Source organism: Massilia sp. P2_C2 (genome assembly GCF_056404615.1).
In genome coordinates this window covers 1-22909 of sequence record NZ_JBFUDR010000039.1, presented here as the reverse complement: position 1 = coordinate 22909, position 22909 = coordinate 1, and the positions used below count along the sequence as shown (strand labels likewise).

The window sequence follows — 22909 nt, the reverse complement described above, 5'->3', positions numbered from 1 at the left end:
CACGCGCGGGATTAGTCGTCATCTGCTGCGCCATGCGTGTGCCCGCCTTCCACCGCCGCGATGGCGCCCAGGCCGCTCGACGGATGGCTCAGCTGCCAGCCCCAGAAGCCGAGCACCGCCGCCAGCAGCAGGACGGCCAGGCCGCGCCACGGCCGGGCGATGCCTTCGTCCGGCGCGCCGCGCTTGCGGCCGCTGAACATGGCCGCCACGAGGTTTTCGCGATGCGGCCAGCCCGACACGACGACGGCCGCCACGTGCACGCCGACGAGGGCCAGCATCAGGTTCGCAAGCAGCTCGTGGACCTCTTCCCAGGCGTCGCCCAGCGTCAAGGTTGCCAGCCCGGTGGCGGCCGCCGTCAGGGCCAACGCCAGCAGGGCCACGATCGCGAGCGCACCGGCCGGGTTGTGGCCGGCGTAATGGCGCGGCTGGCCGCGTACGAGCCCGCCGAGATAGCGCAGCGCCTCGCCCGGCCCGCGCACGAACGCCGCAAACCGGGCGTGGCGCGAGCCGAACAGGCCCCAGGCAAGGCGCAGGACGGCCAGCGCCAGCACGGTACAGCCGAAGGTGATGTGCAGCAGGCGCCAGCGCTCGTGCTCCGCGGTCAGCCAGGCACCGGCGAAGCTGGCCGCCATCAGCCAGTGGAAGACGCGGACCGGCAGGTCCCACACAAGAACCTTGCCGTCGCGGGAAAGGGATACATCGTTCATGCTTGCCTCCGGATCGAAAGTCGGACATCTGCCGACCATCATCCGGAAGCTCGCTTAAGGTTTTCTTATCCTTGGCCGCGCTGCTCACGTAGGGTGGGCACCCCTGTGCCCACGCGTAACGTCAACACATCGCAAACGTCCGCGTGGGCACGGGGTGCCCACCCTACGCGTCATTTTTCAGGCACGATCCGCCACAGCACGCCGCCGCCATCGTCGACGACCAGCAGCGCGCCATCCGCCGCCACCGTCACGGCGGCCGGACGGCCCCATACGTCGCGGTCCGAGAGCACCATGCCCGTCATGAAATCCTGGTATTCGCCGGTCGGCGCGCCGTTCTTCATCATCACGCGCACGACCTTGTAGCCGGTACGGATGCCGCGGTTCCACGAGCCGTGCAGCGCGAGGAAGATGTCGCCGTCGTACTCTTTCGGGAACGCGTGCTTCGCGCCCGCCGGGGCGTGGTACACGGCCATGCCCAGCGGCGCGGAGTGCGCCTGGATCAGCGTGTCCGGGGTCGTGACCTTGTCTTTCAGATCAGGCCGGACGCCTTCCAGACGCGGGTCCACGTGCGCGCCGAGGTAGTACCACGGCCAGCCGTAGAAGCCGCCCTGCTTCACGCGCGTGACGTAGTCGGGCGGCAGGTTGTCGCCCAGTTCGTCGCGCTCGTTGACGCTGCAATACAGGTCGCCCGTGTCCGGATGCACGAACATGCCCACGCAGTTGCGCAGGCCGTTGGCGTAGTTGCGGCGCTGCTTGCCGTCGGGGTCGAAGGCGAGTACGGTGGCACGGTCGGTCTCTTCGCCCCATGCGGCGCCCAGGCCATGCGCCGCTTCCCATTGCGGCAGCGGCAACGCCGCCTTCGTGCTCATGCCCTGGCCGATATTGGTGGACGAGCCGACGGAGACGAACAACGTCTTGCCGTCCTTCGAAAACGCCAGCGTGCGCGTGGTGTGGCCGCCCGCGGTCTCGGCGAGCTTCTCGACGATGGTCTCGGGTTTGCCCTTCGCCTTCAGGTCGCCCGTCGTGTACGGCATGCGCACGACGGAATTCACGTTCGCCACATACAGGTATTTCGGCTGCGCGGCCGGCCACAGCGCCAGGCCGTAGGGATGCGACAGGCCGGTCGCGAACACGCTGTCCGCGGCGATCGTGTCGCCGCCGCCGCCCGGACGCAGGATGCGGATCTCGCTCTTGCCCGTATCGGCCAGGATGATGTCGCCGTTCGGCGCGCGCAACGCATAGCGGGCCTTGCCGGTGTCGGCCAGCACGCTCACCTTGAAGCCTTTCGGCACGGCCGGCAGCGCGCCGTCGGGACGTTTCGCGAGCTTGGGGCCATTGCCCGCGCTCTCGCTGGCGAACGGGGCGACGAGCTGGTCGACGGTGATGCGGTGCATGTCGCCCGGCTTGTCCTCGGTCCAGGCGCCGGCGCGCGCACCGCTCGCGGCCCTGGCCGCCACCTTTGCGTCCGCCTTGCCGCTTTGCGCGGCGAGGTAATCGATCACGGCAGCGCGGTCCTTCGCGTCCGCGATCCCGATCGGCATCGCGGTACCCGGCACGTCCTTGCCCGGGTCGCGCAGGAAGACGTCGAGTTCCGCGCGCGTCCACGTCTTGCCGGCCGTGCCGGCCCTGGACAGCGCGTCCGTATAGTTGTAGCCCGGCGCCGACGCGGCCTTGCGGCCGACGACGTTGAACAGCGGCGGACCCGCGCGCGAGCCCATGGCCGCGTCGGCCGTGTGGCAGCTCGCGCAATTGCGTTCAAAATAAGTTTGACCGGCAGATGGCGCGGCCGTTGCCGCCGATGCTGCGCCCAGCAATGCGAGCGTAGCGGCGATCTTGTAATGCATGGTGTCTCCTCTCCAGGTAAGTCAATCGATCATGAAGACCGGATAGCGGCGCCACTCCGGCTCGTTCCAGCGCGCGCAGTTGGCAAAGATGAAGTCGAGCACCGCACCCTGGTCTTTCAGCAGTTCCGGATTGGCCGCCTTCCACGCGTCGAACTTCGCCGCCAGCGCCGGCTCGGCGGCCAGCAGGCGCTCGGCCTCGTCCTCGAACACATAGTCCGAATACGCTTCCTTCTTTTCCAGCACGCTGTTGAAGAAACCCCAGCGGAAGAAGCTGTCGTGGGCCAACGGTTCCAGCGTCTCGACGGCGTAGCGCGCCTGGTCCTGGTCGAGCGGCACGATGTAGTCGCCCGCGCGCACGGTGACGGTCTCGCGCCGGCGTTCCAGCTGCACCTCGTCGTGGAACATGTGCCCCTCGTACGCGTGCGCCCGCGAGGTCACGGCCGCGATGCGGTAGGTGGAGACTTCCTGCGTGCGCTGGGCGTCCACGCGCTCGAGCTTCACGCCGTTCCAGCGCAGGCGCTCGATCGCTTCGCGCCACTGCTGCGGCACGACGTAGGCCGTCGGTGCGGGCACGACGACGTCGRCCGGGAAGCGGTTGTAGTGCGGGATGTCGCGTTCGTACGGCGCGTTGCGATCGTAGTACAGGCGCTGGTAGTCGCCCAGCACGCTCGCCTTGTATCTGGCCGCATAGCCCTTGAAGCGGAAGGTGGACGGCTGCGCTTCGTCCATCGCCCAGTGCACGGGCCATTCGCGGCGCGTGCGGCCGGCGGCGCGGGTCGCGCGGCGCAACTGGACGATGTCGGCGCCGTGGGCGATCGTGAAATCCAGTGCCGTCTCGACGAGCGCGCGCATCGAGTGATAGCGGTCGGCGAAGGACTTCAGCATGTGCGTCTCGGGCATGAAGCCGATCGTGTCGTGCAGCGCGGCRTAGCCGGTCGAGAAGCGCGCCGTCTCGAGGAAGTCGGCGATGCCTTCATCCGGGCTGTCCTTGACCGGGTTCACGTACGGGCACATCGGCCAGCCGCGCTTGTCCATCTCCGCATACATGGCGGGCAGCATCCTGTCGCGCAGGAAGGCGCCGAGCTCGCCGCCCAGCTTGTCGGGCTGCGTGGGGATCAGGGTCATCGTGTAGCTGTAGTCGGCGCCGTTCGAGGTGTGCGTGTCGACCATCACGTCCGGATCCCATTCGGTGAACAGCCGGTTGAAGGTCTGCGCCGTCAGCGTGTCGCACTTGACGAAGTCGCGGTTCAGGTCGAGGTGGCGGCTGTTGCCGCGAAAACCGAACGTTTCCGGGCCGTCCTGGTTCACGCGGGACGTCGCAGCGCGGTTGAACGCGCCGTCCACGTTGTACAGCGGGACGAACAGGAACACGGTCTTGCCCAGCGCGGCCAGGCGCTCCGGCTGCTGGCAAAAGTCGCGCACGAGCGCCATGCACGCGTCGACGCCTTCCGGTTCGCCCGGATGGATGCCGTTGTTGTTGAAGAAGACGGGACGGCCCGCGGCCTTGATCTGCCCGCGGTCGAACACGCCGTCGGCCGCGACCACCCCGGCGTGGATCGGCACGCCGGCGTCGGAGGTCCCGACCACGTAAAAGCGCAGCACCTGCGGGTATTGGTGTGCGAGATTCTCGTACCAGGCGATGCAATCAGCCCAGGTCGTGGTCTGATTCTGGTTGCCTTGTTCAAAAGGCGTCTGCAATGCGTTGAGCATAGTGTAGGGTAAGTTTGAACGTCTATGGGATTGCCACGGACGCTACTCTACCCTACTCACGAAATTTGCGAGTGCATGGTAGGGTGGGGTGATTGATGCCGGGGGCATCAATCACGCACTGTGCCCACGCGCGACGGATGCGGTTTGTTGGCGTTGCGCGTGGGCACGGGGTGCCCACCCTACACTGGAACGGCGCCCGTCAACGGCAGCGTGATGGCGACCAGCGTGCCCTCGTCGGGCCGCGACTGCACGTGGATGCTGCCGCCAAGCGCGAACACGCGCTCGCGCATGCCGATGATGCCGATGCCTTCCGACGCGACGGCCGGATCGAAGCCTTCGCCGTCGTCCTGGACCTCGATGTGCAGGGCCTCGTCCTCGTCCGACAGCACGAGGCTCACGCGCGCGAAGCCGGCCTGCGAGTGCTTCATGATGTTCGACAGCGCTTCCTGCACGATGCGGTAGGCGGAGATCGCGAGTTCGTTGCCGATCTTGGAAAAATCGCCCTGCGATTCGAATTCGAAGTGCACGCCGGAGCTGCTGCGGTAGTGGCTGACCATTTCCTCGACGGCGCCGTGCAGCCCCAGCATGTCCAGCACCTCGGGCCGCAGGCGGCGCACGAGGCGGCGGCCGTTGGCATACAGGTCCAGCGCCAGCTTGGTGATGGCCTGCGCCTTGGCGCGGATCTGGTCGATTTCCTCGCCCGGCGTGACCTTGGCCGCGAGCTGCTGGATCGTCTGCGACTCCAGGCGTACGGCGATCAGCGACGCATTCAGTTCGTCGTGGATCTCGACGGCGATGCTCTTTCTCTCGTCCTCGATGATGCTGTTGACCTTCTGGATCAGCTTGCGCTTGTCGGCGTCGGCGCGCAGCGCCTCGTTGCGCGACGCGAGCAGGTCGCGCGTGCGCTCGGCCACCTTGTTTTCCAGATCCTGCTTCGACTGGTCCAGCGCCACCGACATCTCGCCGATCGACGCCTGCAGCTCGCCCACCTCGCCGCCCGTCGTGACGGGCAGGTGCACGCGGTAGTTGCCGCCGCGGATTCGCCGCAGCACGGAAATCGCCTCGCGCAGCGGCACCGTCAGGCTGCGCGCGAGGATGTATGCCAGCGCGCCGCTCGCCGCCAGCGCCAGCGCGGCCATCGCCAGCTCGACGCGGAAGCGGTGCAGCTGCTTGGCCAGCATGTTCGTGGGCGACATCGTCACGCGCACCAGCCCCACGACCTCCGTCGTCAGCGTGGGCGGACGCGTGTCGCTGGAGGCGGAAACGTGCGGCGTGCCGTTGTCCGAGAACAGGTTGATCCACACGACCTGCTTGCGGATCGGCGCCTCGAACGAGCGGTTCTCCGCCTCGATCGGGTGCTCGGAGACGACCGGCACGACGTTCTGGCCGTTCACGTCGATGACGTCGATGCGGTACACGCTGCTGTCCGACTGCACGAGGCCATTCATGGTCAGGCGCAGGTCGGACAGGTTGCCCGAGATGACGTTGTATTCGCTGGTCTCGGCGAGCGCGCGCGCCAGGATGCGGCCGCGTTCCGCCAGTTCCTCGTCGACCTGGGCGCGGTGCGCATACCAGGAATACCAGACGAACGACGTGAACAGCAGGGTCACGGGCAGCATGGTGATGAAGGCCATGCGCAGGCCGATGCTCCAGCCGCGCCAGAACTGCAGGGCGTCGGGCCGCAGCCGGTCGGGCCGCAGCTTGCCGGACCTGAGCGCGGCGGCGCGCAGCGAGGCGTCACGCAGGGCGGCGGGGCGCTTCATGGCTGGCGTGCCGGCACGGGCCGGGCAAAGTTGCGCACGTTGTCCGGCACCTCGACGTCGAGCGAGCGTGCGACGCCCTCGTTGACGATGGTGTGGAAATAGCGCGGGAACTGGGGTTGCGGCAGCTCGCCGCCGGCCACGTAGCTGGCCACGATTTCCGCCACCTGGGCATTGATGTCCTCCACTTCGGAATAGGTCGTCGCCAGCGCCCCCGCCTTGACCATGTCGGCCGAGAAGCCGATCACGCCCTGCTTCTTGCGGTAGGTCGACAGCAGGATGTTGCGGAAGTTTTCCGTGTTGTAGACGACACTGTCGGGCAGCGCGAGCAGCACGTCGGTCTGCGTGATCTGGCTCAGCATGCGGTTGATGCTCTCGTCGGGTTCGGCCTGCAGCACGTTCACGTGCTCGTTTTCCAGCACGGGTTTCAGGAACGCGGTGTCGGGACCGAGGATGGCGGCCACGCGCACGGGCCGCCGGTACAGCAGGGCCACGAGACGCAGCTGGTCGGCCGGCGCCGGTTCCGCATACACGGCCGTGAACAGGGCGGCGCGCGCGGGCGGCAGCGTGCCGAGGATCGAGCGCACGACCTGGCTCGACGTGAACGTGGAGACGACGACGCAGTCGCAACGGCGCTGCGCCACGTCGCGCAGGGCGGCCGGGCCGACCGTCACGTACAGCATGCGCCGGTGCTGGGCCAGTTCGGTGCGGAACACGGCGAACACGGGCACGAGGCGGCGCACCATGTCATCCACGATGCGGCGCGTGATGGCGCTGTCGTCCGTCGTGACGATCTGGTAACGGTAGCCCTGGACGGGCTCCGGTTTGATCTCGCGCGTGGCGGTGGCGTGAGCGCTACCGGCCAGGGCGACCAGCAGGCCCGCCAGATTCAGCAACCGGAGCATGAACGACGGCACGGCGCTGAACGCTTCAGGGCTCGATCAGGCCATGCTTGACGGCCAGCTTGGTGATGTACGCCTGCCGGTGTACGCCGAGCTTTTCCTTCACCGCCTGGCTGATGTTGCTGATGGTCTTGGTCGACAGGTTCAGCCGCTCGGCGATCTCCATATTGGTCAGGCCCTCGGCCATCAGCTTGAAGATCTCCAGGCTGCGCTCGTCCAGCTGCGACTGCGGCGAGACGTCGCCACGGACGGCCAGGCTGGCCAGACGCTCGGCGATCTGCGGCAGGAAGTACAGCTTGCCGGCATGCGCGTGGCGCACGGCGTCGGCCAGGTCGGCCGGGTCGCAATCCTTGGTCACGAAGGCGTGTGCGCCCAGGCGGTAGGTTTCCTTGATCAGGCTGTCCTGGTCGAACTGGCTGAGGAATACGATCTTCGCCTTCGGATCGCTCCTGAGGATGTTCTGTGCCGCATCCATGCCCGTCAGTTCGGTGCCGAAGCGGATGTCGAGCACCGCCACGTCGGGCCGGAATTCCGCATACATGGCCACGGCTTCGCTCGGGCTCTTGGCCTGGCCCACCACTTCCATTCCCTGCGCCGACAAGGACATCGCGAACCCGGTCATCACGATCGGGTGATCGTCCGCCAGCATCACGCGGATCGGCTTTTGCTCTTTCTGCACGTTCGATTCTCCAGGCTCTCTGCTTCCAGGTGAAAGCTCAGAGACGATTATTCCATACAACAGCAGCGGGCGCGAGGCAACCCGCAAGCATTTTCCTACAGGGGCCGACATGCACGGCGCACAAGTGGAATTGCATCCTGCTACGAATTAGCTTTACTTATTGCTAGTAGATAGCATATATTTATTCCGTCTACAGGATACACCGCCTCACTCCGATTCACATCCGGCAACACCGGCAACAACAACAAGGAGGATGACATGCAATTCACACGTCTCTCGGGCGGCGCCCACGAACACGGCAAAGCCGCCAAATTCGCCCTCGTCGCCGGCCTGCACGTGGCACTCGGCGCGCTGTTTATTCACAGCATCAATACGAAGAAAATTTTCCTGCCCACCCTGCCGGACCCCGTGCAGGTGACGCTCACGCCGGACCGGCCGCACCCACCGCTGCCGCCGCCCGAACCGCCGAAGCCGATGCCGCAGATCGCGCCGCCGGACATCATGGTGCCGAAAACCGAGGTGGACGTGGCGCCGCCGCCGACCCCGGCACCCATCCAGGCGACGACCGAATCCGATCCTTCTCCCTTCCCACCGATGGCAGCCACCAGCGCGCCCGAAACGCCCGCCGCGCCGGCCACGAACACCGGCAATCCCGGCCAGATGCGCGCGGCCGTGTTCGCGAACGCCAACGGCTGCGCCCTGCCCGACTACCCGGCCGCGGCCGCGCGCCGGGGCGACAGCGGCACCACGATGCTGGCCCTGCTGGTAGGTGCCGATGGCCGCGTGAGCTCGGCGCGCATCGAGCATTCGAGCGGCTCGCGCGACCTGGACCGCGCCGCGCTCAATGCCCTGAGCCTGTGCAGCTTCAAACCCGCCACCAATAACGGCGTGGCGGAAGCCGGCTGGGCGAAGCTCGCCTACGTCTGGAAACTCGACTGACCTTACGTCCCTCTTGACCCGCCCCCTCCGGCGGGTCTTTTTTTGCGCATACTCTTCACGACAATGGAGACGCAATCATGCGTCACGTTCCCCGATTGCCCGAAACGCCCGGGCCGACCTTTTACGTGGCCTGCGGCCTGGCCCTCTTCACGGTCATCTTCCTGGCCTGGCTGGCGCTGCAGCCGCAAGCGGCCCCGCTGCCGACCGGGCCTGTCCTTCCCGGCTTCAGCGCGGCACGCGCCCAGGCGCACGTGCAGACGCTCGCGCAGGCGCCGCGTCCGGCCGGAAGCAGCACCAATGCCCGCGCGCGCGGCTACCTCCTGGCACGCATCCGCGCCCTCGGCCTGGAGCCGGAGGTCCAGGTCGACACGGTCCACACCACGTCATGGGACTGGATGTCGCACGCCAGCGTCACGCTGGCGACCGCGCGCAATATCGTCGTACGCAAGCCGGGCGTTGCGCGCGGCGCGGCGGCGGATGCGACGCGCCCGGCCGTGCTGGCCATGGCCCGCTACGATTCCGGCACCGGCACGCTGGGCGCGGCCGACGGCGCCGCGTCCGCCGCCGCGCTGCTGGAAGCCATGCGCGTGCTGCAGGCCGGGCCGTCGCTCGACAACGACATCCTGTTCGTCTTCACGGATGCCGACGCCGGCCAACCAATGGGCGCGCGCGCCTTCATGGCGTCGCATCCGTGGGCGAAGCGCGTCCGCGTCGCGCTGCGCTTCGACAACGCCGGCAACCGCGGCCCGCTGGAATTGATCGGCGCCGCGCATGCGGACGGCTTTACCGTGGACGCTTGGGCGCGGGGCGCGCCTTCACCGCATGGCGATTCGTTCAGGGCCGAGCTGGATGCGCGCCTGCCGCAGAGCGCCGGCGCGGCGCCGCTGGCCGGCGCCGGCTTCCCGGTGCTGCACTTCGCGACGACGCAGGGCCCGCTCGGTTGGGATGGCATCCACGACCTGCCGCAGCGCCTGTCCAGCGCCAGCCTGCAGCACGAGGGCGACACGATGCTCGCGCTGCTGCACCGCTTCGGCAACGCCAGCCTGCCGTCCACGGCGGCGCCGCGCGGCCAGGTGTATTTTCCGCTGCCGCTGGTAGGCACGGTCCATTACGATTATCGGTTGACGTGGCCGCTGGCGCTGCTCGCCTGCGGATTGGCCGCCCTCGCCTGCCGTCGCGCCCTGCGTGACAACACGTCCAGTGCCGACATCGCGGACGCCATGTTCAGCTTCCTGTTCATGGCCGTGCTGGCGACGTTCATCGCCTACCTGTGCCGCGAAGCGCTGCCGGCGCTGCAGGCGCGCTATCCGGCCGCCGTGCTCGCCGGGGACGGCGGCGCCGACTGGCAACGGCTGGCCTACATGCTGTTGCCGGCGGCCGTCTTCAGCGCGCTGCAGCGCCGCCTGCAGGCCCGGCTCGGCGTGGCGACGACGGCGCTGGGCGTACTGCTCGCCGCCGACCTCGCGCTCGTCGCGGTCTGCGTACGCGCGCCCGGCGCCAGCTACGTGCTGGCCTGGCCGCTGCTGGCCGCGCAAGGCGCCTGGCTCGCGCTCGCGGACGGGCGCGCACGCGCATGGACGCGTGCCCGGCGCGCTACCGTCGCCGGGCTGGGAACGTTGCCGGCCCTCGTCCTGCTGCTGCCGGCCGCGCACGCGAGCCTGGTCTTCCTGTCGCCCGCCTGGCTCGTGCTGCCGGCGGCAYTCGTCTGTCTGCTGGCGGGGCTATGCGGCACGCTGCTCGATATGCTGGCGCCGCGCTGGCTCGTGCGTCCGCTGCTGCTGGGCACGGGCGTCTCGCTCGGCATGGCGTACGCGGCCGTGCCGCAGGTGCCGGCGTTTCCGGCGCCGAACCGGCTCGTGTACTACAAGGACACGCCGAGCTGGCAGGCGTTCTGGCTGCACCCGCCGGGGCCCCTCGACGCCTGGACGCGACAGGTCTTTCCCAACACGCTGCATCCGTACGTGCTGCCGTATCTGTTCGGTTCCGATTCCGATCCGGTGTGGTATGCGGCCGCGCCGCGCGATGACGCCGTCGCCTGGCCCGACCTCGTCATCGAGAAGGACCAGCGCAGCAACGCGCGGCGCCACGTGGAATTCCGCCTGCGTTCGAAGAACCGCGCGTCCGAGATCACCGTGCGCGTGGTCGGCGCCTGTCCGTGGCGCACCGCCGTCAACGGCCGCGTGCTCACGGACGGCGATTGCTTCAGCTGGCATCTCACGCTGCGCGGCGTCGAGGACGAAGCGCAACGCTTCGCCTTCGACTTCCGGGGCGATCCGCCCTTTCTCGTATTCGTCCAGGAACGCATCCCCGGCCTGCCCGGGCGCGACCTGCCGCCGCGCCCCGCCGGCCTGCCGCCGCTGCTGCCGCTGACGGGCACCACGGTGTCGGCCGACGTGCTGCGCTTCCCTTGAACGCAGCTTGCGATGTGAATGATCCCCCCACGCGCCGTGCGGGAACGGCGGTGTATCGCTTTTATGATGTCATGATAGGAAGACGGCCCGCGCCATCCCAGCCCCATCCGTGGGGTGGAATATACCGATGAGCTACATGCGCGCGACGGCCGGGCGCAACTGCTCCAGCAGGCCGGCCTCGGACGAGCAGCCGAATTTCTCGTAAACGGCCTTGACGCAGTCGCGCAGCACGGCGTCGCTGAGTTCCATGTTGGCGCGGGCGGATTCGCGGCCACCGCCGACACCCATCCAGAACGCCACCTCGGCCTGTTGCGGCGACAGCTCGACGGAGCCGAGCGCACGCCAGATGCGCAGCGGCAGCGGCACGACGAACTTCATGAAGATACCGACCGTGCGGATATACGCCGGATCCTCGGCATGCAGCGCGGCCGCGCCGCCGGCACTCATCCATTGCGCGCGCGCCTCCAGCACGCCGCCGGCCATGGCGAGGATCCCGAGCGGCAGCAGCCACGGATAGCGGTCGCCATGCGCCACGGATTCCACCAGGCGCAGACAGAACGGCGGCAGCGTGCGGCGGTTGAAGACTTGCCGCTCCTGTGCGGCCAGCTGGTCGAGCAGCGCGCCGGCCGAATCGCTCAGATACAGGATCTGGCCGTCGACGGTGGCCAGCAGCATGGCCTCGTCCTCGATCACGCCGGCGCTGCCCGCCGCCAGTTCGGGCGCATTGCGCAGCACGTGTTCGAAATAGGTCGCCACGCGCTGCAGGTCTTCCTTGTCGTGATGGTCGAACGCGGGGCCCTCGTGCCGCCACAACGTGATCTCGCCCAGCCGGCGGCCGGCGTTCTGAAGTGGCACCTGCAGCGTATGCAGGGCGGGCGTGCCGGGCATCGTGAAGCCTGCATGGTCACGGAACGCATAGCCGCTCGGCGGCGGCAACACCTGCACGAACGCGGCCTCGTTCCCGGCCGGCGGCGACGCCTCGACCGGCTCGACGCGCAGCGCCAGCTCGGCGCAGGAATTCGGAATGAGTTCGCGCACCAGGCCAAAGGCGTCCTGGGCGGTCGTCATCAGGTCCAGTCCCGCATGGCACAGGATGCGCAGGCGGGCCCACTGGCGGCTGTTCTTTTTGCGGGACACGGTCGGCTGCTCGGAGAATGGGTAATTAAAGCGCGGCCAATACTGATCGCCTGGACAACGGATGTCAACCTTCCACGCCCAGCCGGCGCTCGGCCGCCGCCCCCAGGACCTGCGTCAGCTTGCCGATTTCGACCGGCTTGACGAGGTGGTGATCGAAGCCCGCCTGGCGCGACAGCGCGCGATCCCGCTCCTGCCCGTAGCCGGTCAGCGCGACGTAGACGGCGTGCGCGTGGCGCGCGTCGCGGCGCAGGCGGCGCGCCAGTTCATAGCCCGTCATGTCGGGCAGGCCGATGTCGAGGATGAAGACCTCGGTGGCCGGATCGGCCTGCGCCAGCGTGGTGGCCGCATCCTCGTGCACGTGCACCGTGTGACCGTGGGCGCGCAGCAGCACGGCCAGCGAATGGCCGGCGTCGCCGTTGTCGTCGACGATAGTGACCGTCAGGGGACGCGCTTCTCCGCTGCCCTCGCCCGAGCGCACGACCTGCCCCACCTCGGCATGCGCCAGCGGCAGTGCGACCGTCATCGTCGTGCCCTGCTGCGGCCCGTCGCTGTGCGCGCGGACCGTCCCATTGTGCATGCGGACGATGCTCTTCACGAGTGCGAGGCCGATGCCCAGGCCGCCCTGCGAGCGGTCGGGCGCGCGGTCGGCCTGGGTGAACAGGTCGAACACGTGCGGCAGCAGCTGGGCATCGATGCCGGAGCCGTTGTCGCGCACGACCACCTCGGCCGACGTGTCGTCATGCGTCACGGTGAGCGCAATGCGGCCGCCGGACGGCGTGTACTTGGCCGAGTTGTTGAGCAGGTTGACGAGCACCTGGATCAACCGCGTGCGGTCGCCCTCGACGGGCACGGGCGCATCCGGCAGCTCCACCGAGAGGCCGTGCTGGCGCTCCTCGATGTGCGGGCGCGCCTGCTCCACGGCCGCCATCGCGACCTTGTTCAGGTCGAGGATCTCGTTCTCCAGCTTGACCAGGCCGCGCGTAACGCGCGAGACGTCCAGCAGGTCGTCGACCAGCTCCGTCATGTGCCGCACCTGGCGCGAGATGATGTTGCTGGCCTTCAGGCGCAGTCCCTCGTTCACCTCGGGCAGGCGCAGGAGCTGGGCCGCGCTCGTGATCGGCGCCAGCGGATTGCGCAATTCGTGCGCCAGCATGGCGAGGAACTCGTCCTTCATCTTGTTGTGGCGCTCGGCCTCGGCGCGCGCCGCGCGTTCGCTGGCCAGCAACTGTTCGCGCTCCTGCGCCGCGCGCCGCGCCATGTCGTACAGGCGCGCGTTGTCGATCGCGATGGCGGCCTGCACGGCGAACGCGCCGATCAGCTCCTCGCTGCGCTCGCTGAACATGGCGGGTCTCGAATGGCCGAAGAACAGGCCGCCCATCACCTCGCCGGAGCGCGACACGACCGACGCGGCGAGGTAGCTCACGACCGGCAAATGCCCCGACGGCATGCCGTAGTGCGGCGCCATCGAGCCGTAGCGCGGATCCTTGCGGATGTCGTTGCTGCGGATCGGCGCGCTGCCGTGGAACGTGGGCCCGAACACGGCGGTGGGCCGCGGCATGCCGAAATGTTCGAAGGCGGTGCGCGGCGCGCCGGACAGTACATGGACCTGGTAGATGTCGCCGTTGTCGTCCTTGCCGTTGTAGAAGAACGCGCCGAATTCGGCGCCGACGAGCTGGGTGGCGGCGTCCGTGATGGCCTGCATCAGCGGCTCGAGGGCGATGGTCGAGGCCAGCGTCTCGGTCGCGCTCTTCATCAGTTCCAGTACCCGTGTCTCCTCGCGCAGCGCTTCCTCGGCGCGGATGCGGCGCAACGCTTCCCAGGTGCGGCGCGCGGCGTCTTCCAGCAGGCGCACCTCGTCGGCGATGCGATGCGCGGCGAGCGGCGCATGCAGCGCCAGCACGGCCGCCAGGCGGTCGCCCTCCATCAGCGGCACCGCGATGCCGGCCCTGGTGCCCTCATCGGCCAACCACACGGTCTCGCCCGCGCCCAGCCGTTCCGACATATCCTGCGCCAGCTGTTCCAGCGGCACGGTGCGGCCGCACTGCGCCGTGCGCGCGCCATCCTGCCACTGTTCGAGGATCACGGCCGCGTCCTCCCCCGGCCCGACCTCGGCATACGTCACGGTGGCATCCGCGACATAGGCGCCGACCTGGCCCAGCGCGGCCCGCAGCAGCGGCCCGGAAGCCGTCTCGCGGCGCAGGATGTCGGCCAGCTCGAGCTGGAACGCGCGGCGCCGTTCGGCCTGCACGATCTCCGTCGTCTCGACGAAGGTCACGAGCACGCCTTCGGGCCGGCCGCCGTCGCCGTAGACCGGGCTGTACGAATAAGCGAAATGGCAGGTCTCGAAATAGCCGTAACGGTTGATCGTCAAGGCGAGGTCGCTGGACCCATTGGGCTCGCCCTGCAGTACGCTCGCCCACATCGGGCCGATGGTCGGCCAGATCTCCGGCCACGTCACGCGCACGTCGCCGCCCAGCGCCCCATCCTTCTTGTCGCCGAGGATGGGGACATAGGCGTCGTTGAAGAATTGCGTGTAGGCGTCGCCCCAGGCCAGGTACATCGGCAACTGGCAATCGAGCAAGGTGCGGACGGCGAGTTTCAGACTGAACGGCCAATGTTCGACGGGACCGACGGGCGTCGTCTCCCACGGATGGCGCCGCATCTGCAATTCCATACTGCCCGGCTGGCGGGCGGATGCTTCATCCGGTGACGCAAGATCGAAAGGCCAGGGCATATCGTTGGTCGTCAGAATCGAGCCAGGAATGACTTTAGTTGTCCATCATAGCAGGCCGAGGGAAAATAACGTGTACATATGTTGAAATATTGTAACAAATCCATGGGAGAATGTTACGGTCCCTTGATTTCTCGCAAGCATTCACGCTATTGAGCGTGCTTTCGACTCGACCTATTTCAAAAAGGAGTGTGTATGTCCACGACTGAAGCCCGTCCGCCGTTTCCTCCATTCACCCGCGAGACGGCCATCCAGAAGGTGCGCATGGCGGAAGACGGCTGGAACGGCCGCAATCCCGAAAAGGTCGCGCTCGCGTACACGCCGGACAGCCGCTGGCGCAACCGCACGGAATTCGTCGACGGCCGCGAGCAGATCGTCCAGTTCCTCGACCGCAAATGGAAAAAGGAGCTGGACTACCGCCTGATCAAGGAATTGTGGGCGGTCGACGGCAACCGCATCGCGGTGCGCTATGCCTATGAATGGCACGACGATTCCGGCAACTGGTTCCGCACTTTCGGCAACGAGAACTGGGAATTCGACGACCAGGGCTTGATGCAGCGGCGCTATGCCTGCCTGAACGACATGCCGATCCAGGAGTCCGAACGCAAGTTCCACTGGCCGCTGGGCAGGCGGCCGGACGATCATCCCGGCCTGTCGGACCTCGGCCTGTAAGCGTTATTGGATGACGCCGCAGGCGATGCGTTCTCCGCCGCCGCCGAGCGGCTTCGGCTGGTCGGCGAAATTGTCGCCGCCGGCGTGGATCATGAGGGCCTTGCCCTTCACTTCCGCCAGCTTCATGAGACGCGGCGCCGCCACGGCCATGCTGGCCCCGCCATTGTCCGCGACGACGAGCGTCGGCAGGTCGCCCAGGTGGCCGTCGCCTGACGGCCCCGCATGGTGCCTGGCCGCCGTCGGATCGAAGTGCCCGCCGGCCGCGCCCGCCGCGACCTGTTTCCCATCCTTTTCATTGGTGCCGCAACTGCCCGCCTCATGCACGTGGAAGCCGTGCGGGCCCGGCGGCAGGTTCGTCAGGCTCGGCGTGAACACGAGGCCCGACCTGGATTCGGTGATCGTCACGTGACCGATCATTTTCCCGGTACCCTCAAGGCTCACGAGGGTCATCGGGGCCTGCAACTGGTCGGCGGCGTGGGCGCCGGCGGCTGCGGTCAGCGCGCACGCGAGTGCGATGAGCGATTTCGAGGTCATACCGTCTCCTTTCAGGTTGGGAATGTTACGACGGAGACAGTGTATTCCATAATGTTAACGAAGAGCTCACGACTGGATCACGGCGTGTTCAAGCGGGCGACGCCATTCATCTGACGGCGCTCATGGGGCGAGCGCGTCCGATCGCTACACTGCATGCATAACTTTTATGCAATAAGGATTGCAGATGGCAGCCATCGCCCGCCTCCTCATCGCCCTGCTCTTGGCGGCCGCCTGGCCGCCCGGCGTCCGCGCCGCCGGACAGGCCGGACGCGACCTCGATGCGGACGGCTGGGGCATCGTGACGAGCCAGCCGATCACGGTGGCGGGCCATGAATTCTGCCGGTACTTCATCGCCGTATGGCTCGACAGGCCGGACAGCGACCGCTATACGATCGCGCTGCGCGAGCGTCCGTCGGCACGCTGGGGCACGCAGGTCTGGGTCGAATTCGGGTCACGCCGCGTGCTCCAGGTCCAATTGCCGCCCGCACGCACGGAGCTGAAGGCGCTGGGCGAAAACGCCGCCGAAAGCGCCTACCGGACCATCCTCGACATCGAGCGCCAGCGCCAACTCATCCGCGATGCCGACCTCGCGCCCGACGAATTCTGATCCCGCAAAGGAGTGAGCCATGTTCCACCGATTGTTCACGTATCTTGTCCTGCCGGTCGCCTGCGTCCTCGCACTGTGGGGCGCCGTGGCAGGCGCTTCCGAACTGGTCTACGTGCCGGTCAATCCGAATTTCGGCGGCCCGCCATCCAATGGGCCCGGCCTGCTCGCCTCGGCGTCGGCGACCAGCAAGCATGGGCAATCGGGGCTCGGCGGAACGTCGCCGCTGAACCAGTCGCCGCTGGAACAGTTCAACCAGACGCTCGAACGCATGATGCTGAGCCAGCTCGCCTCCGCCGCGACGTCGAAGCTGATGGGGACGGACGGCAAGCTGTTGCCCGGCACATTCTCGACCGAGAACTTCATCATCACCGTGACCGACCTGGGCGGCGGCCTGCTGCGCGTGACCACGACGGACAAGTCGAGCGGCGCCGTCACCTCGTTCGAGGTGGGGCAATGAGCGCGCGCCGCGTCGCCCTGCCGGTCGCGCTGGCGCTGCTGTGCTTGCTGGGCGGGTGCGTCCACACGCCCTCGGGGGTGCGCGACAACGCCCGGCTCACGCCCGCGACCGCCATCACGCGCGACCTGCTGGCCCTGCCCCCGCCGAAGGGCAAGGTCGCCGTGGCCGTGTATGGCATCCGCGACCAGACGGGCCAGTACAAGCCGGCCCCCGACAGCTCGTTTTCCACGGCGGTGACGCAGGGCGCGTCGTCGATGCTGATCCGGGCGCTGCAGGATTCCGGCTGGTTCATCCCGGTCGAACGCGAAAACCTGCAGAACCTGCTCACCGAACGCAAGATCGTGCGCGCGCTGGAAATGCCGCAGCCGGCCGGCATGCCGGCGGTGCAGATTCCCCCGCTGCTGGCGGCATCGGTCCTCGTCGAAGGCGGCATCGTCGCGTACGAAAGCAATGTCCGCACGGGCGGCGTGGGCGCGCGCTTCCTCGGCATCGGCATGAGCACCCAGTACCGCGTCGACCAGGTGACGGTGAGCCTGCGCACGGTCGACATCCGCAGCGGCCAGATCCTGCAGAGCGTATCGACCACCAAGACCGTCTATTCGTACGAGCTGCATCCCAGCGTCTTCAAGTTCGTCAACGTGAAGGACCTGGCGGAATTCGAGGCCGGCATCACGCGTAACGAGCCCACGCAGCTGTGCGTCAACGAGGCCATCGAGGCGGCCGTCGTGCACCTGGTCGCGCAGGGCATCCAGGCCGGCAACTGGGCACCGAAGGATGAGGCCGCGCTGTCCGATCCGGTCCTGAAGCGCTACCTGGAAGCTGACGGCATGAAGCGCATGGCGGAGCGGGCGTTATGAAGACCGTACACCTGCTTCTCGCCGCCGGTGCCCTGCTGCTGGCCGCAGTGGCACGGGCCGGCGATCTCGCCCCGTCCGAACTGGACGGCACGGCCCGGGCCGGCAACGTCACGGCAGGGATGATCGCCGGGTTCGTCGTCCGGCAAAACCAGGCGACCGTCGCGCAGGACGGCACGGCCAACAGCGCCAGCGTCGTCCAGGGCGGATTCGACAATGAAGCCCTGGTGCAGCAGCGCGGCCAGCAGAACGAAGCCGGCATCGTGCAGGCAGGCAGCGGCAACCGTGCCGCCATCGACCAGCAGGGCGTGCTGAACACGGCGCACATCGCGCAGTACGGCCAGCAGGGTCTGGCGCGCATCACCCAATACGGCAACGGCAAATCGGCCACCATCATTCAGTACCAGGGGCGCTGAATAGTTCCTGACATGCCCCTTATCCACTTCAAGGAGCAGTTCATGAAATTCGCACTATCGGTATCGGCAATTGCACTGGGCATCGCCCTGGCGTGCGCTGGCCAGTTCGCCGCGGCGGCACCGACCGTCACGGTGTCGCAGTCGGGCACCGGCAACACGGCCGCTGCGGAACAATCCGGCTTCGACGCCGACGCCTTCGTCACCGCGACCATCACGCAGATCGGCACCAACAACCACGTAGGCGGCCCCGGCGGCACGACCAGCGGCATCATCCAGACCTCGGGAACGGGCGCCACGGCGACCGTGACCCAAACCGGGACGGGCAACAACGCGGGCATCCTGCAACACGATGTCGGCTTCCTCCCRCCGAACGTTGAAATCACGCAAACGGGCAATATGAACAGCGCCGTGGTCGACCAGGGCCCCAGCTCGGGGGCCGACGTCATCATCAACCAGAACGGTACCGGCAACGCCGCCAACGTCCAGCAAAATGCGGCGGATACCGAGGTTCGGGTGACGCAAACCGGCACCAACAACAGCGCGACGGTCGTCGATCAACTCACCGGCACGACCATCGGCCCGACGATCGTGCAGAACGGCGACGGCAATACCGTATCGGCCACCGAGATCAACACCAGCATCGGCGGTCACGACATCATGCAGACGGGCCTGCGGAACAACGCGATCACCAACCAGACAGATGCCAGCGCCTCGACCCTCCTGATCCAGCAAATGGGCGCCGACAACCAGGCCACGATCAACCAGAGCGGGAACCTCCAGTCCGCGACCATTAACCAGAACGGCAACTACAACCTGGCGCGTATCGATCAGGCCGGCATGGGCGGCGTATTCCTCGGCAACACGGCCCTGATCACGCAGGTCGGCAATAACAATAACGGGTCGATCCGGCAGGTTGGTGACGGGTTCACGGCCACTATCAGCCAGATCGGTTCGGGTAATTACTCGAGCATCTATCAGCACTGAGCGGCTGGGCCGGCGGCCCGCGGTCGATGGCCACATGCGCCGTCGTGCCGATTTTCACGGCCCATCAGTCAGGCTGGGACGCCGGCGCCTCGCCGAAACGCTCGACGACGAAATCGATGAAGCTGCGCAGCCTGGGCGAGCGATAACGGTCGGGCAAATAGACGACGTGCATCGGCCGGCTCGGCAACTCGTAGTCGGGCAACAGCCGGACGAGGCGCCCGGCGCGCACGTCGGCTTCCAGCAGGATCACCGGCTACAGCACGATGCCGAGTCCCTGCAGCGCAGCCACCCGCAACGCCTGCCCGTTATTGATTTTCACGCGACCGTTGACGGGCACCTGGCAGACATCATGCTCGCGCTGGAACCGCCATCGGACGATGTTCGCCGCGCCGAACGACAGGCAGTCGTGCCGGGCCAGGTCGGCCGGCGTGACGGGCATGCCGCGCCGCGCCAGGTACGCGGGCGATGCGCACAGCATCAGGCGGTACGGCGCCAGCGGCCGCGCGACGAGGCCCGAATCCGGCGACAGATGGCCGATGCGAATGGCGGCCTCGCAGCCGTCGTCCATCAAGTCGACGATGCGGTCGGAGATGTCCAGTTCGACGTCCACCTCCGGATAGCGCGCCAGGTAATCGGACAGGGCCGGCGTCAGCGCCTCGGTGCCGAAGGTGACGGGGGCAGTCACGCGCAACGTGCCCGCGGGCGCGAGCCGCATCGTCTGCGCCTGGGCATCCGTCTCGGCCACGAGCCGCAGGATTTCCTTGCAGCGCGCATAGTAATCCGCGCCGAACGCCGTCACGTGCTGGCGCCGCGTCGTGCGGTGCATCAGCTGCATGCCGAGTCGCTGCTCGAGCGCGCGCACATGATTGCCGGCCATCGTCGCCGACATCCCGCACACCTCCGCGGCCGCGCTCAGGCTGCCCTTTTCGATGGTGAGCACGTAGACCTTCATGCTGTCCAGCAGATCCATTCGCAAGTCCTGATTGGAAATGTTGCAAGAAAAGCAGAGTTTATCGCTTTTCATTTGGTAATCACACTGGCGCCTCAACCACAGGAGCCCACCATGTATGCCGTCCAACTCGTCGAACCCTCGCTCACCGCCTTCCGCCGCACAACGCTGCCCGATCCGCAACCCGGTCCGGGCGACGTCCTCATCCGCCTGCGCGCAGCCGCGCTGAACTACATCGACACGGCGGTCGCGACCGGACGCTTCCCAGGCGCAACGTTTCCATTCGTGCCCGTCGCGGACGGTGCCGGCGAGGTCGTTGCATTGGGTTCGGACGTTACGGATGTCGCGCTCGGCGACCGGGTCATCCCGCACTTCATGCCGGACTGGCTCGATGGCCCGATGCGTCCCGAGCGCATCGCGGCCATGCGCGGCATCACGCTGCCGGGGTCGCTGTCGGAGTACGTCGTCGTACCGGCGCGCAGCGTCGTGCGTCTGCCGGAACACCTCGATTTCGCGCAGGGGGCCGCGCTGCCGATCGCCGCGACGACAGCGTGGAACGGCGTGCGTTCGGCGTCCGTGCGTCCGGGGTCGACGGTCGTGATCCTGGGTACCGGTGGAGTCAGCCTGTTCGCGCTGCAGTTCGCCAAGGCGAGCGGGGCGACCGTCGTGCTCGTGTCGTCATCCGACGCCAAGCTGGAACGCGGGCGCGGGCTTGGCGCGGATCACCTGGTGAACTATCGGACGACGCCGGACTGGGACAAGGCCGTGCTGGAGATCACGGGCGGACGCGGCGTCGACCTCGTCGTGGAGACCGTCGGCGGCCCGTCGTTCGCGCGCTCGCTGAACGCCGTCGCCATGGGCGGGACCGTGTTCACGGTGGGATTCATTGCCGGGTCGGAGACGGCGTTCGACCTGTTCGCCGTGATCGGGAAGGCCGTGCGCATCGTTGGCAACAGTACGGGATCGGTGGCGGATCTCAAGGAAGCGGTGCGGGCGATCGCGGCCAATCGGATCGTGCCGGTGGTCGATAATCGGTTCGGGATCGACGAGACGGCGGCGGCGTATGCGGAGATGGCGGCGGGGTCGCGGCATTTTGGCAAGCTGGCGATCGAACACTGAATGTCCGAAGGGCGTCGTGCAGAAGCGGCGGACTGGTGTTATCGTTTCCTGTCCAACAACGTTCGCCACATTGTCAAAGGACCGCCATGCTTCTCTACGTCGACGCCCAGTACGCCAGCCCTTGTGCGATGTCTGTTTTTGTCGGACTCAAGGAAAAGGGCATTCCGTTCGATATGCAAACGCTGGATCTGAGCAAAGGTGCGAACCGCACACCGGAATACGCCGGCACATCGCTGACGCAGCGCGTACCCGCTCTGCTCGATGGCGAGTTTCACTTGTCCGAGTCCTCGGCAATTACCGAATATCTCGATGACGTGTATCCAGGCACTGCCCTGTATCCCGCCGAGCCCAGAACAAAGGCGCGCGCCCGGCAAATCCAGGCATGGCTCAGAAGCGACCTGCTGCCGATTCGCCAGGAACGTTCGACCGAAGTACTTTTTTATCGCCCGTCCAATTTGCCTTTGTCTGCTGCTGCGGAGCAGGCCGCGCAAAAACTGTTCAAGGCTGCGGAGACGCTGCTGGTACAGGACCGCGAGCATCTGTTCGAGACCTGGTGTATCGCAGATATGGATCTTGCACTCATGCTGAATCGCCTCGTCCTGAATGGCGACGCCGTACCGGGCCGGCTCGCCGACTATGCGAAGAAGCAATGGGAGCGGGCGTCGGTCCAGGCATGGGTGAATCTCCCGCGTCCGTCGCTCTGATCGATGTGCTAGTCGGCGGCGTGCTCCCACTGCAGCCCGTAAGGCAAGCCGGCCGGCCCGAACACGAAGCGCAGCACCCGGCGGCGGCTCGTTCCCGTCGCCTTCGATGACGTGTAAGCGCACGCATATGGGTACCTCGCCAGGCCGACCGCTAGATCGCACACATGTCAGCGAACACTGGCCCTAAAAAAGTTCAAGATCAGCCGTGCCAACCCTTCGGCTTGCGCTTACAATAAGTTTCCTTTTGGCATTATTGACCAGAATTAATCTGGGATTGCTATTTCATACGGAGCTAATGTGGCCGCAACTTGGAAAACTCTTGAGGACTTTGTGAGAGCTATTGCTCAACTAAGGTGGGGTGCGCCCTGCCGTCCTGAACACATCGACGGTGTCGACTTCGATGGAGTTGTCCGGGTGTCTGCAGATGAGATTATCCTTATCGAAATTACCAAAGAACGCAATCTAGATAAGATACGGGCTGATATCAATAAAATAAAACCTACAAAATTAAGGCTTGCCACAGAGGGCATGATTTGCCGAGGTTTCATAGTAATTGAAGGCGAGCCAACAGATAGTATGGATGAAGCAGGACGCGCAAGCCATATAACTGTCTGCTCAGCCGCGAAATTCAGCAAAGCATTTTTTGATTTCTCCGCTTATGATTCGCTTAGAAGCCCACTGCCTTTTGGTAGCGCCGTGGATGCTAAGACAGGTGAGAACGATGCCAGAGAATTCATTCATGTGAAGTATCGCGATACTGAAAGAGAAAAAACATAGAGCATTGAAGATATAG

20 protein-coding genes and 1 pseudogene are annotated in these 22909 nt (G+C 66.7%); 11 read left to right on the top strand and 10 right to left on the bottom strand.

The features are described from left to right. Nucleotides 1–11: 11 nt before the first annotated feature. The 6 genes from AC1DYX_RS07200 to AC1DYX_RS07175 form a co-directional block, all read right to left on the bottom strand. Nucleotides 12–707 (bottom strand): cytochrome b/b6 domain-containing protein, encoded by a 696-nt coding sequence (locus AC1DYX_RS07200; RefSeq protein ID WP_477257754.1) that lies wholly within the window; start codon nt 705–707, stop codon nt 12–14. Nucleotides 708–877: 170 nt separating this feature from the next. Then, nucleotides 878–2551 (bottom strand): PQQ-dependent sugar dehydrogenase, encoded by a 1674-nt coding sequence (locus AC1DYX_RS07195; protein ID WP_477257752.1) that lies wholly within the window; start codon nt 2549–2551, stop codon nt 878–880. A 21-nt stretch (nt 2552–2572) separates the two neighbouring features. Then, a complete protein-coding gene (locus AC1DYX_RS07190) occupies nt 2573–4261 on the bottom strand; it encodes a M14 family zinc carboxypeptidase (protein WP_477257750.1) in 1689 nt (562 codons plus the stop codon). 179 nt (nt 4262–4440) lie between these two features. After that, nucleotides 4441–6024: a sensor histidine kinase gene (locus AC1DYX_RS07185; protein ID WP_477257748.1), complete on the bottom strand. Its 1584-nt coding sequence runs from the start codon at nt 6022–6024 to the stop codon at nt 4441–4443. Continuing rightward, nucleotides 6021–6926, bottom strand: a complete 906-nt coding sequence (locus tag AC1DYX_RS07180) for a hypothetical protein (protein ID WP_477257746.1) — start codon at nt 6924–6926, stop codon at nt 6021–6023. Before AC1DYX_RS07180 ends, AC1DYX_RS07185 begins: the two co-directional genes overlap by 4 nt. Before the next feature lie 25 nt (nt 6927–6951). Next, the gene (locus tag AC1DYX_RS07175; protein WP_477257744.1) at nt 6952–7602 is read right to left on the bottom strand and encodes a response regulator; all 651 of its coding nucleotides are present in this window, start codon (nt 7600–7602) and stop codon (nt 6952–6954) included. A 258-nt stretch (nt 7603–7860) separates the two neighbouring features. On the opposite strand from AC1DYX_RS07175, the gene AC1DYX_RS07170 reads away from it, so the two are divergent. Further along, nucleotides 7861–8541 (top strand): energy transducer TonB, encoded by a 681-nt coding sequence (locus AC1DYX_RS07170; RefSeq protein WP_477257742.1) that lies wholly within the window; start codon nt 7861–7863, stop codon nt 8539–8541. A gap of 77 nt (nt 8542–8618) precedes the next feature. Then, the gene (locus tag AC1DYX_RS07165) at nt 8619–10952 is read left to right on the top strand and encodes a M28 family peptidase (RefSeq protein ID WP_477257740.1); all 2334 of its coding nucleotides are present in this window, start codon (nt 8619–8621) and stop codon (nt 10950–10952) included. A gap of 132 nt (nt 10953–11084) precedes the next feature. Here the strand turns inward: AC1DYX_RS07165 and AC1DYX_RS07160 are convergent, their stop codons facing one another. Together AC1DYX_RS07160 and AC1DYX_RS07155 are read right to left on the bottom strand one after the other, a co-directional pair. Continuing rightward, nucleotides 11085–12089 carry a hypothetical protein gene (locus tag AC1DYX_RS07160; RefSeq protein ID WP_477257738.1) on the bottom strand — a complete coding sequence of 335 codons (1005 nt, stop codon included), beginning with the start codon at nt 12087–12089 and terminating at the stop codon, nt 11085–11087. A gap of 64 nt (nt 12090–12153) precedes the next feature. Beyond that, nucleotides 12154–14763, bottom strand: coding sequence for a hybrid sensor histidine kinase/response regulator (locus AC1DYX_RS07155; protein WP_477257736.1), 2610 nt, complete (start codon nt 14761–14763; stop codon nt 12154–12156). 252 nt (nt 14764–15015) lie between these two features. Between AC1DYX_RS07155 and AC1DYX_RS07150 the strand changes: the two genes are divergently transcribed. Then, the gene (locus AC1DYX_RS07150) at nt 15016–15492 is read left to right on the top strand and encodes a nuclear transport factor 2 family protein (protein ID WP_477257734.1); all 477 of its coding nucleotides are present in this window, start codon (nt 15016–15018) and stop codon (nt 15490–15492) included. Nucleotides 15493–15495: 3 nt separating this feature from the next. On the opposite strand, the gene sodC is transcribed toward AC1DYX_RS07150, so the two are convergent. Next, entirely contained in the window at nt 15496–16026 is a 531-nt protein-coding gene (gene sodC, locus AC1DYX_RS07145; RefSeq protein ID WP_477257732.1) for a superoxide dismutase [Cu-Zn] SodC, read from the bottom strand. A gap of 184 nt (nt 16027–16210) precedes the next feature. Between sodC and AC1DYX_RS07140 the strand changes: the two genes are divergently transcribed. Genes AC1DYX_RS07140 through AC1DYX_RS07120 form a run of 5 tightly spaced genes read left to right on the top strand, consistent with a single transcriptional unit; the run spans nt 16211 to nt 19344 of the window. Next, entirely contained in the window at nt 16211–16633 is a 423-nt protein-coding gene (locus tag AC1DYX_RS07140) for a CsgE family curli-type amyloid fiber assembly protein (RefSeq protein ID WP_477257730.1), read from the top strand. 19 nt (nt 16634–16652) lie between these two features. Next, nucleotides 16653–17090 carry a curli assembly protein CsgF gene (locus tag AC1DYX_RS07135; protein WP_477257728.1) on the top strand — a complete coding sequence of 146 codons (438 nt, stop codon included), beginning with the start codon at nt 16653–16655 and terminating at the stop codon, nt 17088–17090. Beyond that, nucleotides 17087–17947, top strand: coding sequence for a CsgG/HfaB family protein (locus AC1DYX_RS07130; RefSeq protein ID WP_477257726.1), 861 nt, complete (start codon nt 17087–17089; stop codon nt 17945–17947). Before AC1DYX_RS07135 ends, AC1DYX_RS07130 begins: the two co-directional genes overlap by 4 nt. After that, nucleotides 17944–18360 carry a hypothetical protein gene (locus AC1DYX_RS07125; protein ID WP_477257724.1) on the top strand — a complete coding sequence of 139 codons (417 nt, stop codon included), beginning with the start codon at nt 17944–17946 and terminating at the stop codon, nt 18358–18360. The genes AC1DYX_RS07130 and AC1DYX_RS07125 overlap by 4 nt, the downstream gene beginning before the upstream one ends. A 42-nt stretch (nt 18361–18402) precedes the next feature. Next, nucleotides 18403–19344, top strand: a complete 942-nt coding sequence (locus tag AC1DYX_RS07120; RefSeq protein ID WP_477257722.1) for a hypothetical protein — start codon at nt 18403–18405, stop codon at nt 19342–19344. Between the two features lie 64 nt (nt 19345–19408). Here the strand turns inward: AC1DYX_RS07120 and AC1DYX_RS07115 are convergent. Then, nucleotides 19409–20314: pseudogene (locus AC1DYX_RS07115) on the bottom strand (LysR family transcriptional regulator). 93 nt (nt 20315–20407) lie between these two features. Here AC1DYX_RS07115 and AC1DYX_RS07110 point away from each other — a divergent pair. From AC1DYX_RS07110 to AC1DYX_RS07100, 3 genes are all read left to right on the top strand, one after another. Next, nucleotides 20408–21412, top strand: coding sequence for a zinc-dependent alcohol dehydrogenase family protein (locus tag AC1DYX_RS07110; RefSeq protein ID WP_477257720.1), 1005 nt, complete (start codon nt 20408–20410; stop codon nt 21410–21412). Between the two features lie 86 nt (nt 21413–21498). After that, entirely contained in the window at nt 21499–22116 is a 618-nt protein-coding gene (yfcF, locus tag AC1DYX_RS07105) for a glutathione transferase (protein WP_477257718.1), read from the top strand. A 297-nt stretch (nt 22117–22413) separates the two neighbouring features. Continuing rightward, nucleotides 22414–22893 carry a hypothetical protein gene (locus tag AC1DYX_RS07100; protein WP_477257716.1) on the top strand — a complete coding sequence of 160 codons (480 nt, stop codon included), beginning with the start codon at nt 22414–22416 and terminating at the stop codon, nt 22891–22893. Nucleotides 22894–22909 lie beyond the last annotated feature (16 nt).